The sequence below is a fragment of the Sciscionella marina DSM 45152 genome, from assembly GCF_000379465.1.
In the GTDB taxonomy this organism is placed as follows: Bacteria; Actinomycetota; Actinomycetes; order Mycobacteriales; family Pseudonocardiaceae; genus Sciscionella; species Sciscionella marina.
In genome coordinates this window covers 72,440-85,330 of record NZ_KB905384.1, presented here as the reverse complement: position 1 = coordinate 85,330, position 12,891 = coordinate 72,440, and the positions used below count along the sequence as shown (strand labels likewise).

Genomic DNA, 12,891 nt, shown 5'->3' with positions numbered 1-12,891 from the left:
GGAGGGGATCACTCGATGGGGGCCGGTTTCTGGCAGATCGTCAGGATTGTCGACGGGTTGCCGATGTGTATGACACATGGTCGTCTCCGGTGATCTGAGGTGTTCATGGCTGTTGAACTGGCGGTGGTCCGCTCGCTGGGCGGGCCGCGGAAGCTGAGCACAGCTGAAGAGCTGGAGGATTTTGAGCAGGAGCTGGTGGATCAGTACTTGCTCGCGTCAGTCGGCGCCGGTTTCGGCGACAGCTCGGTCGGTCATGACCGTTCGGTGATCTTCGAGTTCATCCGGTTTTTGGGGCGTCCGGTGTGGACCGCGCAACCGCATGATGCGGACCGGTTCCTGACCTATCAGCGCAAGGACCTCGGCAGAGCGCGGCTGACCGTGCAACACAAAGCGTGGGCGATCAGCCACTTTTTCGATTTCCTGCTCATGCGATACCAGGGCGACGTTCATGCCCTGACCGGGCATGTGGTCATCCAGCCGATCGATGAGTACAACCGGCCGGCCAAGGCCGACTACGGGGCTGCGCGGATTCCGCCTTCGCAGGACGAGATCGAGGCGTTGTTCGGCCGCTGGCGTGACGCGCTCGCGATGACGCGGAAGTTCCGGACCGCTGCGCGGGATTATCTGGCGGCGTCGTTGTGGCGCCGGGCGGGCTTGCGGATCCAGGAGACCTACATGCTCGACATTCGGGACTGGCGGCGGGATCTGGGCGAGTTCGGCAAACTGCACGTCCGGTTCGGCAAGGGCAGCCGCGGTCGTGGACCGAAGACCCGGCTGGTTCCCGCGATCAACGGTGTGGCGGAGTTGCTGGACTGGTGGCTGATCGACGTGCGTCACCAGTTCGACGACGACTGGGCCGATCCCGACGCCCCACTGCTGCCCAGTGAACGCCGCGATACGCATACCGGGGGCTGTAAACGGGTCTGTGATCAAGCGTTGCGGGATGGGCTTGCCTCGGCGACCGAACAGTGGCTGCCGAAGTGGGCTGGTGCGCTGACACCGCACGTGCTGCGGCACTTCTGCGCCTCGTCGCTGTATGTCCGCGGCATGGATCTCAAGGCACTCCAAGAGATTCTGGGTCACGAGTGGTTGTCGACCACGACCCGCTATGTCCATGTTCAAGCGGATCACGTGGAGCGGGCGTGGTCTGCGGCCAACGAGCGCGTGGCCGCCCGCCTGACCGTGGGGAAGGGATGAACCGATGCGGTGGAACTTGCGGATGAAAGCCGCTGAGGCCGGGATCTGGAAGTCGACGGAGATGCGACACCGTCTCGCCGAGGCCGGTTTGGAGATCAGCCACGGGAAAATGTCGAACCTGTGGGTCGGCGATCCCACCACGATCCGGCTCGACGACCTGGACGTGATCTGTGCCGTACTGGAGTGCACCCCGGCCGATCTGCTGCTGCCGGAGCCGGAGAAGGTCCAGGCACGTCGGCCGCGCCAGGCCGAGACCGGCACGGTCACCTCGTTCACACCGCGGCTGGGCCGGCACCGATCGGTGCCTCCGGCATGACCGGCTACCCGCGCCGGTGCCAGGTGTGTGGGCTGCGGCCACCGGCCATGCGAGAGATACCGTTCTGCTTCGCCTGCTGGCCCGGCGGTCCGGTCATTCCACCGCCATGCCGCAAGTGCGGCTCGGCCGAGAACTACTTCACCTCCGGGCTGTGCGCCCGCTGCCACTCGCACGCACCGGGCGAGAAATCGCCCCTGTGGCAGTATCCGGGCCTGCTCGCGCCGGGCAGCGTCGTGATCGCTTCGTGCCGGGATTGCCATGCGTGGGGCGCCACCCGCACCTACGGGTGGTTGTGTTCGGGATGCAAGTCCTGGCGCGAGACCCACTGCCGGTTCGCCGAGTGCCGCACCTGCGGGCACACCGCGCCTGTTGGCGAGGACGGATCGTGCCGGTTGTGCCGCAAAACGCGCAGCCTGCTTGCCCAGCAACTCGGCAAGCGTCCCCGTGACGTCAGCCTCGCCGAGGCCAACCAACGCGGGCAGCAACTGTTCTTCGCCAGCATGTGGCACCGCGAAGGACACGGAAAACGACCGTATATCAAGAAAACACGGCCACCCGATCTGTCGCTGCTGACTCCGGTGACTCACGAGCAACTCACGCTGCTTGACCTTCCCCGGGATCTGAAAGCGGGGATGCATCACGGATTCCCGCTCCCACCGGATACGGCGCGGGAATCCGCCTGGCATGCCTTCGTCCGTGACTACGCCGCCCAGCACGGGTGGGCCCGCACTGTCACCGAACGCACCCAACGCGCGATTCGAATGCTGCTGGGCATGCAGGACACCTCCGGAGCCGCGATCAGAGCCAGCGACGTCCTGCCGCTGTCGGGGATCCGGCACCCGGTTCGGCCGGTGCTCGACGTCGTGGCCGCCGCCGGCATGCTCGCCGACGACCGCATCCCCGCGATCGAGCGGTGGTTTTCCCTCCACATCGCCGAACTGCCCGCAACCATGCGCCACGAGCTCACCGTGTGGTTCGACATCGCCCGCCACGGCAGCACCACCCCGCCACGATTCACGCCCCGCGCGGAGTCCACAGTGCAAAGTCAACTTGCCTTCGCGCTCCCAGCCATCCGCGCCTGGGCACGCACCCACTCCTCGCTGCGAGAAATCGGCCGCGACGACGTGCACTCCGCGCTGCCCGCCAGCGGCAGGCAGCGATCGACCACCATGCAGGGGCTGCGTTCGATCTTCCGCGTGCTCAAAGCCCGCAAACTGACCTTCATCAACCCCACCGCACGGATCAGAGTGACCGCCCCCGACAACCCCGCTCCGCCGCAGGTCGATCTGTCCGCCCTGACCGCCGCATTGAACTCGCCCGACCCGGCCACCGCGACCCTCGCGGGCCTGCTGGCCTTCCACGCGATCCGCATCTACCAGCTGTGCACACTGCATCTCACCGACGCCCGTGACGGGCGCCTCTGGCTCGACGACCACGTCGTCCCGCTCGCCGAACCGGTACGACAACGCCTGAGCGCCTACCTGGACTACCGGCAACAACGCTGGCCGCACACCGCCAACCCGCACCTGTTCATCCACTACCGCAACGCCACCACCACCCGGCCCGTCACGCCCTGGTGGATCAACAAGCGCCTCGGCATCTCGGCCCAGTCGATCCGCCAGGACCGGATCCTCGACGAAGCCCACGCCACCGGCGGCGACGTCCGCCAACTCTGCGCCCTGTTCGGCCTGTCCATCGCCGGCGCCTACCGCTACACCACCACCGTCGACCACCCCGGCATCGCCCAATGGGCGTCGTCCACAACGGACTGAACGTTCCGAGGTTCCCGAACTTCCGAGTACATATACGCTCACGGCAGATCCACCCACCCGGAGTTGTTCTCCGAACCCTCCGATTTTGCGAGGAACTCCGGATCTGTCGTGATCAATGCGTGCTCGCCGTCGGAGGCGATGGCTTGCAGGGCGACCCGCTGAGTCCCCGTCGACAAAAGGCCCTGGCCTGTACCGGCTGACAGCAGGAACTGCCGTTCGCCTTCCGACAGCGCGAAGGTGCGGACGATGTCGTCGATGGCTTGGGGTGCCTGGCGCAGCAGGATCTGGGTGGCGGCGTTGGCGATGACAGCCTTGCCGAGATCCGTGCCCAGGACATCGCCGACGTCCTGGGTCGCCACGGTGAGCCCGGCCCAGTGTTTGCGGGCGGATTTGGCCATGCGCCACAGGAATTCAGCGCCGGCCTGTTGCTGCATAAGCAGCCAGGCTTCGTCGACCACGCACAGCCGTGGCCGACGGGTGGCGGGGTTGGACACCCGGCGCCACACGGCGTCCAGGGTCAGCAGGGTGCCGGCGGGTTTGAGTTCGTCGGGCAGGTTCCGCAGCGAGAACACCAGCAAGTGGCCCTCCGGCGGTGCGGTAGTGGGTCCGTCGAACAGCCCGCGGAAGGCGCCGTCGGTGAACGGCTGCAACCGGCTGGCCAGCCCGCAGGCGGTGTCGCCGCCGAGGTGGGCAAGGACGGCACGCAGGTCGGACAGCAGCGGTGCGGGCCGGGTCCAGGTGCGGGCGTCGTCGGTGATCCCGGCCTGCTGGTAGGTGGCGGTGACCGCCTGGTCCAGCACAGCCCGTTCGTCCGCGGACAACGGCTGCCCAAATAGGACTGACAGCAATGTGTGGATGAACAAGCTGCGTCGGGTGACCGCATCGGCGGGTGCGGAGCGGCGCCCATCAGGCCGGACATGGATCGGCAGATCCAGAGGGTTGAGGTGAATGCCCTCAGCACCCAGCGGGAAGTAGGTCCCGCCGACCGCGCCGGCCAGACGAGCGTACTCGTCCTCGGGGTCGATGATGGCGATCTCCACGTCCCGGTACAGGCTGCGGAGCGCTTCGAGCTTGACCAGGTACGACTTCCCCGCGCCGGAGCGGCCGAGGATGACCGAGTTGTAGTTCTCGCAGGCGAACCGGTCCCAGTGCACCAGTCCCTGGGAGCCGAGGTTCCAGCCGTAGAGCACACCGGCCGCGGTCGAGGCGGAGGTGACATCCGGCGGAGGCAGGTCCGGGCTGGTGAACGGGAACGCGGCCGACAGGGCTGCGGTGTCGAAGGTGCGGGTCATGCCGATCTGGTCCAGGCCCATCGGCAACGCCGTGATCCACCCCTGCAAGGAGCGGTAGGTGGTGGGCTTGGCGTCCATGAGCAGCGACGCGGTCAGCGCGCGCAGCGCGCCGATCTCCTCGACGAGTTCCTGCTCCGAGGCCGCGTGCACCGTCAGGTACAGCCCCAGGCGGAACAGACGGCCTTCGCCGCGGGCGAGCCGGTCGGAGAGGTCGTAGGCGTCCTCGGTGGCCGCCTCCACCTCCGGGTCCTGCAACCGGCCGTGGGCCGCGGAGTGCCGACGGCCGGATTCGAGCTTGCCGAGCTGCTTGCGCAACCGGTCCGCCGCGATGCGCGGATCGATCGGCTCGATGTGCAACGACACGTCCAACCGGCCCGGGTAGGTCAGCAACGGCTGCAGCCACCCGGGATACACCTCGCGCGGGTAGCCGGTGACCGCGAACGAGGCGACCCAGTCCTGCCCGATCTGCAGGTGCCGCGGGTGCACCTCGATCGCGTCCGGCGCGAACGCGCTCGCCGCTGCGGGTTGCTCGCGACGCTTCTTGGCGGTGATCACGAGAAATCCTCCTCGGTATCGAGGTCCCAGTCCGAGCCGATGGGCGTGGTGATGACCTCGCCGGCGCCGGCCATCTCCGCCGAGGGCGGCAGTGGACTGTCCGGATTGGTGGCGGTGGACAGCACGGCGGTTGCCTGGGCGGCGTCCAGCGGGGTCACGCTGATGCCTGCGGGCGAGAGCAGTTCGGTGGCCTCGCTCATCCGCCGCAGCAGCCGGGAGGCCGCCGCCCGGCGCGCTCCGTCCGACGGCTGATCAGCACCGCTGCGCGGGCGACCAAAGCGGCGGCGCCGGGTCAACGAGTCCTTGCCGGTGGTGCGCACCGGTTCGCGGACCACCAGCAGGATCTGACGGCGCAGCAGGTCGGCCTGCTGCCCAAGCTGGGCCAGGTAGTCGGCGTGATCGAGTGCGGCGGATTCCAGCGCCGGGTGCGGCAATCCCGCGGCCCGCTCGCGCAGTTCCGCGATCTGGCCGGACAGGTCCAGCCGTTGGGCGCGGATGAGGATCTGCACGCTCGCGCCGAGGCTGTGCAGGTACCTGCCGAACGCTGCGGTCAGTGCTTCCTGCTCGGCCGGGGTGCGCAGCGCGAAGTTCACCGTCGAACACGCGGCCACCAGTGCCACTCCGTCGTCGCCGAGGTCGACGATGCCGGCTTCGGCGACCCCTTGGGCGGGCAGGTCGAGTCCGCCCGCGGCGACGGCTTCGTGTCCGTGGGCCACTCCGGACAGCCACTCCGGTATTTCGGCGGGCTGCTGGCCGGACGCGACCCGGCGCCGCGGTTGGAGCCGCTGCCGCAGCGCGGCCAGCAGCAGGCGGTCCAGGGTCACGCCGTCGCGGCGCACCACGACCAGCGCGGTCACCGCGACCCCGATCGGGACCGCGACGGCGACGTAGGCGATCACCGGGATCACGGCGCGGGTGGCTTGCCAGCCGCCGTAGAGCACCAGGCCGGTCACCGCCATCACCGCGACCTGACGGGCGGTGAANCCTGCCAGAATGCGGTCTTCGCGATCGACGTCGGCGGGAATCCGGACGCTCACCTGTGGTCACCTCCGTTCTTGCGNGTNGTGGGTCGANGCGGGTGGAGTTTCGGCAGGTNCAGCGGCAACTCCTGCTGACGCGGCCCCGGCCGCTGCGGNGGAGGCGGCGGTGCCTGNGGCTGNCTGCGGGGTGGCTTCCGCGTGCGCTGCACGTTCAGCGGGAGCTGGTACTGCCCGTCCCGGCCCACCCGGGGCTTGTTCTCCGGCCACTCGCCATCGACGGGCAGCTTCGTCTGTCGCCCCCGCGTTGCCGGCCGGGTCGGTTTCGGCGGCTCCGGGGGTGGCGCGGGTCGCCGCACTCGCTGCACCTCGATCGGCAGCCGGTATTGCCCATCGCGGCCGACTCGTGGTTTGTTCTCCGGCCATTCACCGTCGAGCGGGAATTTCATCTGCCGGCCACGCGGTCCCGTCGAGGACTTCCGCTCCGGGGGAGGCTCCGGAGCCGGTTTCGGCTTGGGTTGCCGCTGCACGTTCAGCGGGAGCTGGTATTGGCCGTCCCGGCCGAGCCGCGGTTTGTTCTCCGGCCACTCGCCGTCCAGCGGAAGCTCCAACTGCTTGCCCTGCCCAGCGGAGCGCGAACGTGAGGACGGTTGCGGCGTCGGTCGCTGTTGGGTCGGTTTCCGCACTCTCTTGACGTTCAGCGGCAACATGTACTGCCCGTTGGAAGTGGCCCGCGTTGTGGCATACGGGTCCGGCGACTCGGGCGATTTCTGACCGCCACGGGAACGAGCGCTCTTTCCGCCGCCGCCACCTCCCATCCCCTTGAGGAGACCGAAGGTCTTGTAGGCAATGAACCCTCGGACGAGACTGCCGACCAGAGAACGACCTCCGCCGCCGCGCAGAGATCCGAGAATCCAGAACGGAATCTTGATGAGGACATAGCACAAGGCGAGTGCGACCAGAAACTGAATCACAGCACTTCCCCCTTGTTGTTAGTTGAACAGCGTGATGCCGCCGGGCCAAAAGAAGAGCTTGAGCGCCGCAACCAAAGCGAGCGATTGGCCCACTTGAATGGCCATCACCCCGGCGAATGCTTTCCACCACCAGAACGCGATACCTTCGGTTTGCGGAAGCGCGTGACACATAAGCAAGATCGGAGCACCCGCGAGCAAAATGATTGTCAGCGTGATACGAACGATGTAAGTCAGCAGAACTGCGACGAGCATGACAATGAGAGCGAGCGCGATGAAGATGACGAAAAGCCCACCCCCATCGAGATCATGCATCAATGTGTCGCGCATGGCGCGCCCCGCAGTTTCCGGGCTCAACCCATCCCCCAGGATTGCCCGTGAGAGCGCGTTACCGATTTCGATCACCTTGCCGCCGAAAAACAGCGACAGGTTGGACGCGAGAAACCCGACGATCACTCGCGGGAGGATTTCCTTGATGGAATGCCGGGCCTGCAGTGTTTCGTGGGCCATGACGATGATGCCAGCCACCAGGATGAGCGTCGCGTACACCGCGATGACGATCTGCTGCGAGCTGGTCCAGATCTGTCCCATGACCGGCAGCTGGTCCAGCTGCGGGGTCACCAACAGCGATTTCGCGAGCAGGTCCAGCAGGCTGTTCAAACCGGGTGTGGCCAGATCGCGGAAGAACGACTCGATCGCATCCGACACGCAGGCCGGAATGTCAGTAATCCCGCACGAGGACTCCTCGGCCGGAGCTTGATTGGGGTTCGACTGATTTCCGGGCGGCTGGTTCGCCGGAGGCACCGGCACGGGTTGGGGAATGCAGCTCGGCCCCTGGCACGGCGGCGGAGGCGGCGCGGGAACGGGTGCGGACGGAGCAGGTGGTGGCGGGGCGGGCTGGGCGCTCGCGGCACCGGTGAAAGCCAGCCCCGCCGCCACGACGAGCACGAGCAGGGCGGCCACCGCGGTGCACACGCGGCCCAGGCGGTGGCCCGCCCCCGAGGTGGAGTACCCGGCGGCCGACACGAGATCAGGCCCCCACGATTCCGCGCAGGATCTCCACGACCAGCGGAGCCAGCGCCGCAAGGGCGTAGCCGAACCCAGCGGACTTGAAAGACTGCTTGGCCTTCTCGACCTCGCCGGGATCACCGTTGGCCAGCACGTAGCGGACGCCGCCGATGGTCAGGAACACCGTGGCCAGCAGGGCGAGCAGACCCATGATCCAGTTGCGGATGTTATTGAGAACGTCGTCGATCGTGCGGGCCAGCGCGAGAACGTGGGTGGTCTCGGCGACCGCGGGCACCGAGATCGCCAGCAGACCGGCGGCGGCCAGCCCGGCGACCAGCAGCAGCCGGAGACCACCGCGCCGGCAGCGGCATGGGGTAGACAAGAAGCGCATCAGAGAGACCTCCAGAGAGCGCGTGCGAGGCAGCGGGAGCGCGAAGCGGGTAGGGCTCACCCGCGTCCCTGAAGTCCGGAATTCGGGGTCTGATTCGCCGGTTCGACCCCAACTTTTTTCGCTACGTTCTGTGACTGGCTCTCGTCGCCGGTCACCTCGTTGGAGGTCTGCCACGTCGTGGCCGCAGCGCCTGTGGGATCGCCGTCGTCGGGGCTGGTGTCGGACTCGGCCAGCCACGCGGCGAGTCGGTTCTCGGCCTTGCGCCGATGCTTGGCGAGGGTCTTGTAGGTCAGCCCCGGCGGGCGGGGCCAGTCGGCCAGCTCGATGCCTTCCAGACGGGTCGCGCCGATCAGTTCGGCCTCGGTCCGGGTCAGGACTCCGGCCTCGACCGCCCGCGCCAGGACCAGGTCCGGATGCCCGGACGGGGGCTTGGGTTCGCTGGAGTGGAACCCCGGCGGCTTCGGGGTCGGCCCGTCCATCCCGTCCAGCAGCGCGCGGTGCCCAGCGCGGTAGGCCGCCCACCGCAGCCGGACCGTGATCCGCCCCTCGGCGAGATCGACCGTGTGCAGTGCGTCCAGGAACCCCCGCAGGACCTCGGCGTGGATGTCGCTGGGGTCGTCGGCGTAGCGCTCGGTGAGCCGGGCCGCCAAGGGGGTCAGCATGGGCAGCGCCAGCCCGACCGCGGTGATCGTCCAGGTGCTGCCTTCGATGCGGGCGCGGCTGATCACGTGGGTCCAGACCTGGTCCCACACCCGACGGGGGCAACGCTGGTCCAGCAGCAGGTCCCGGAGTTCGTCGACCGGGATCTCACGGGCGGGCAGGTGATCGAACAGGCGGCCGTCCACAGCCACTGGGTGATCGCCCGCGGTCAGCCACCCGAACGCCACGCGGGCGGCGTCCAGAGGGTTGCTTGGCCACTCTTCGTGCTCGGAGTGCGTGGGGAGAGCCATTGCTCGACTCCTCTCGAACGGCGGTTGATGACGCCGCCGAGAGAGCCAGGCGAGGAACAGCGCAGCGCACGGTTCCGTACTAAGACGAAACTAAAATGATCTCCTTGTTCCGAAACAAGAAGATCATCTTCTGATCAACTCCAAGATCGCGACCTAGAGGAACAGCAAGCCTGTGCGCTGCGACGTTAGTCAGACGCTGTTCCGTTGCTGTCACCCCGGCCAGACGGAGAGAAGGAACAAGAAAAAGGATCTTGGGAAATTTCCGGGGCGATCTTGGACAGGCCCACCGCGGGCTCGTATGGCGCCCGCCATCCGGAGCGGCTGTTGATCTTGCATGGTGCCAGGTCAAGATCAACTAGCGGGACGGCGGCGGGAACGAAGTCAGTGACGCTAGGTGTCCACTCCGGCTGAGGGTTCATCAAAAAATCTTGGAGGCCGGTGGCGAATCGAGGCCGTTTTCGCGGACTTCAGGGGTGTCCTTGGCAAGACCGACCGATCACCGGAGCACGCGATGTCTGCCCTCCCGCTCCCGGAGGTACCACCTCCCGACACCCCCGACAGCCACGAACCGAGCCCCCGCCTTGGGGTGGTCCGCGAACCACACCGCGAACGCACCGGCCCGCCGGTGTCGGCGACGGTGCGGCTGTGCCTTGTCGACCCCGCCGCAGACGCCGACGAGATCGTCACCGCTGCGGTCTCGATGATCACCACCACCTACACGGCGCCCGGCGACCGGATCATGCTCGCGGCCCCCGAGTCCCCGACGACCGGTTCGAGCCGGACGCGTCGGGACCGACTCGTGGAGTCCGTCCTCCGACTCGGCCGCGGCGCGACTACCGATCCGGACTTCCGGTCTCACAGCGATCAGGAATTCGCCGCGGCGGGTGGGGAGCTGCCCGCAGCCCCGGGGTCCGGGTCCGGACCCGGACCCCGGGGCTGCGACACGACCGATCCGGTCGCGAACCCGACCGACCGGCCATCCCCCGGCGAGCAGTCCGGTCCGGGTTCCGACGGCTTCGAGTTGATCATTACGGGCTGGTCCGAGCAGCCCGCGGACCCGTTCGCGATGGCGGACTTCACGGCCGCGCTAGCTCCTACCGGCACTGTCGTCGTACTCACGCACAGTAGCGATCACTGGCGGGCGCGAGTGGGCCATTCGGGGCAGTTGTCGCGGGCCGCGGCCTTGGCCGGATTGATCTTGAGCGACCGGCTGATCCTGGTTCACGAACCCCCGTCCGCCCCTCGGCCGGCGACCCGGCGCAGGCGCCGGGAGATCGCTCTCGGCGGCCACCGTCGCATCCACACCACCGCCTCCGTGTTCCGTCGTTCGACCCCGCTTCCGGAGGTCCGTCATGCCTAAGACCGCCCTGCGCCCCGGCAGCGTCTGGGACACCGGCCGCACCACCCCTGCCCAGCAGGTCGCGGACCGACACGTCGGGGCCACCCGCGGCGACACCGCGCTGACCCCGGAGGTCGCGCGGCAGATCATCACTACCTACACCGCTCCCGGCGACACCGTCTGCGACCCGAGCCCGGGACCGGGACTGGTCCTGGCCGAAGCCCTCCGGGCGGGCCGGGACGCGCTCGGCCTGCCCGCCGATCCTCGGTGGGAATCCGCCTTGGAAGCCAACCTCGACCTCGCCCGCCTCGCCGGCCCGGTCGGCACCGCGACCCTGTTGGACAGCGTCGACGATCCCCGCGCCGCCGAGCTGCCCGGTGCCGTCGACCTCGTGCTCACGGGGCTGCGGCACACCCCGCGCAGCGACCCCAGCCGGGTGCTGGTCGGGCTGTATGAGGACTTGGACGCCGTCGCCGACTGGGTCTGGCCTGGCGGGCACATCGTCATCACCTGCCGCCCGTGGCGCCGTCACGGTCGGCTGCTCGACCTGCCCGGCAAGATCCACGACGCCGCCGACGCGATCGGGCTCGTCCCCGCCGACCACTGCATCGCCCTGACCGCGCCCATTCGAGGAAACCGGGTGCGCCCGAGAATCGTCAGCCGCGCAGGACACCTCCCGGAAAGCACAGATATTCACGGCCACATGACCGCCATCTCTGCTCACCTTGACGTGCTCGTTTTCCGCCTCCCCGCAACCGCACGCCGTCAAGAAACTCCGCAGCGGGGTGTCGCATGAACAGGCTCTATTACCGTGAGGACGCCATCGAATTGCATGTTGGCGATGCACTTCAGGTCATGGAATCGCTGTCCAGTGCCTCGGTGGATTGTGTCGTCACCTCGCCGCCCCACTGGGGATTGCGTGATTACGGAACTGCGGTCTGGATCGGCGGAAACCCGGAATGCCGGCACACCTTGGGAACAACACCCCATCAACGCCGGACCACCAAGAAACGTACATCCTCGTGGCTTCGTTCGAGCGCGAACAAGCGTTGCAGGAAGTGCGGCGCTCTCGCGCACGATCAGCAATACGGCCTGGAGCCGACGATCGATGATTACGTTGATCGGCTGCGGAAGGTGAGCGCGGAAGTCTGGCGCCTGCTGACCCCACGAGGAACGTATTGGCTCAATCTCCGAGATGGTTTCAGCTACCACAACAGCGGCACGGGAAGCACGCGCAAAATACCAAACGAACAGGCGCCCTCGGTCGTTCGCCACAAAAGCCTCATGGGAATTCCGTGGCGGGCTGCACTCGCCTTGCAACAAGACGGGTGGATCATTCGCAACGCGATGGTCTGGCACAAGCCCAACGGCATACCGGACCCCGCCTCGGATCGGTTCTCCGTGCGCTACGAGATAGTTTTCCTCTTGGTGAAGCAGCCGGACTACTACTTCGACGCAGCCCGCGCGCTCGAACCGTTGTCGCAGAGCCGCCCGGAGCATCGGAAGAACCATCGAGGGGGCAACAAGCCGCACACGGTCCGGTCCCCGTGGCAGCCGCGGCGGACCGGGAAGAACGTCGGCGACGTTTGGTCGCTCTCCACACGACCGCTACCGGATGCGCACTGTGCTCCGTTTCCGATCGACCTTCCGCAGCGGTGTATCGCGGTGGGTTGCCCCGAAAACGGCCGCGTCCTCGACCCCTTCTCTGGCGCTGGCACGACGGGCCTCGCCGCGCGACAGTTGGGCCGATCCTTCCAAGGAATTGACTTGCGGCCGGATTACCACGACATATTCATTCGTCGGCTTCTCGGTGAGCTACCCAGCGGTGCCGGAGAGGCGGCCTGACCGAAAAGCGGACGATCCGAAACTACCGCGTCCCCAGCGCCATAACGCGCTATCGGAAAGGAGTACGAGCCACGAGTTGAACCGTGATTTCGAATCAACAGAGACCGCCTGATCCCGCTTACTGAAATCTGGACCGCGCGTCGACCGTCCCGCGCCGCCCACCCAGTACCGAGCGCTTCGCGTACGGGTGTGCCTCGGGGCGCCGAGGTCCAGTCGGTCGGTGGAGTACTGGCCCCGATGTGTGCCCGAGAGCAGTCGGGGAGTCGAAGTCCCACTGA

General features: G+C 67.5%; 11 protein-coding genes. 6 read left to right on the top strand and 5 right to left on the bottom strand.

The features are described 5' to 3' along the window. Positions 1-105: 105 nt before the first annotated feature. The 3 genes from A37U_RS0112385 to A37U_RS0112375 are packed head-to-tail and all read left to right on the top strand — an operon-like array spanning position 106 to position 3,285. Complete coding sequence (locus A37U_RS0112385; RefSeq protein ID WP_026197143.1) at positions 106-1,197, top strand: tyrosine-type recombinase/integrase; 1,092 nt, start codon at positions 106-108, stop codon at positions 1,195-1,197. A gap of 22 nt (positions 1,198-1,219) precedes the next feature. Next, entirely contained in the window at positions 1,220-1,513 is a 294-nt protein-coding gene (locus A37U_RS0112380) for a helix-turn-helix domain-containing protein (protein WP_307850143.1), read from the top strand. Beyond that, entirely contained in the window at positions 1,510-3,285 is a 1,776-nt protein-coding gene (locus A37U_RS0112375; RefSeq protein WP_020496960.1) for a hypothetical protein, read from the top strand. Before A37U_RS0112380 ends, A37U_RS0112375 begins: the two co-directional genes overlap by 4 nt. 38 nt (positions 3,286-3,323) lie before the next feature. Here A37U_RS0112375 and A37U_RS0112370 read toward each other — a convergent pair whose 3' ends face one another. The 5 genes from A37U_RS0112370 to A37U_RS0112345 form a co-directional block, all read right to left on the bottom strand. Beyond that, positions 3,324-5,132, bottom strand: coding sequence for a VirB4 family type IV secretion system protein (locus tag A37U_RS0112370; RefSeq protein WP_020496959.1), 1,809 nt, complete (start codon positions 5,130-5,132; stop codon positions 3,324-3,326). Next, positions 5,129-6,169: a PrgI family protein gene (locus tag A37U_RS0112365; protein WP_020496958.1), complete on the bottom strand. Its 1,041-nt coding sequence runs from the start codon at positions 6,167-6,169 to the stop codon at positions 5,129-5,131. Before A37U_RS0112365 ends, A37U_RS0112370 begins: the two co-directional genes overlap by 4 nt. A gap of 932 nt (positions 6,170-7,101) precedes the next feature. Beyond that, positions 7,102-8,043 (bottom strand): TrbL/VirB6 family protein, encoded by a 942-nt coding sequence (locus A37U_RS0112355; RefSeq protein ID WP_240437563.1) that lies wholly within the window; start codon positions 8,041-8,043, stop codon positions 7,102-7,104. Positions 8,044-8,110: 67 nt separating this feature from the next. Next, positions 8,111-8,479, bottom strand: a complete 369-nt coding sequence (locus A37U_RS0112350) for a pilin (protein ID WP_020496955.1) — start codon at positions 8,477-8,479, stop codon at positions 8,111-8,113. A gap of 56 nt (positions 8,480-8,535) precedes the next feature. Then, the gene (locus A37U_RS0112345) at positions 8,536-9,429 is read right to left on the bottom strand and encodes a hypothetical protein (protein WP_026197141.1); all 894 of its coding nucleotides are present in this window, start codon (positions 9,427-9,429) and stop codon (positions 8,536-8,538) included. Between the two features lie 511 nt (positions 9,430-9,940). On the opposite strand from A37U_RS0112345, the gene A37U_RS0112340 reads away from it, so the two are divergent. The 3 genes from A37U_RS0112340 to A37U_RS49595 are packed head-to-tail and all read left to right on the top strand — an operon-like array spanning position 9,941 to position 12,613. Then, positions 9,941-10,789: a hypothetical protein gene (locus A37U_RS0112340; RefSeq protein ID WP_157182780.1), complete on the top strand. Its 849-nt coding sequence runs from the start codon at positions 9,941-9,943 to the stop codon at positions 10,787-10,789. Then, the gene (locus tag A37U_RS0112335) at positions 10,782-11,564 is read left to right on the top strand and encodes a TRM11 family methyltransferase (RefSeq protein ID WP_020496952.1); all 783 of its coding nucleotides are present in this window, start codon (positions 10,782-10,784) and stop codon (positions 11,562-11,564) included. Before A37U_RS0112340 ends, A37U_RS0112335 begins: the two co-directional genes overlap by 8 nt. After that, complete coding sequence (locus A37U_RS49595; protein WP_083933421.1) at positions 11,561-12,613, top strand: DNA-methyltransferase; 1,053 nt, start codon at positions 11,561-11,563, stop codon at positions 12,611-12,613. Before A37U_RS0112335 ends, A37U_RS49595 begins: the two co-directional genes overlap by 4 nt. Positions 12,614-12,891: the final 278 nt, after the last annotated feature.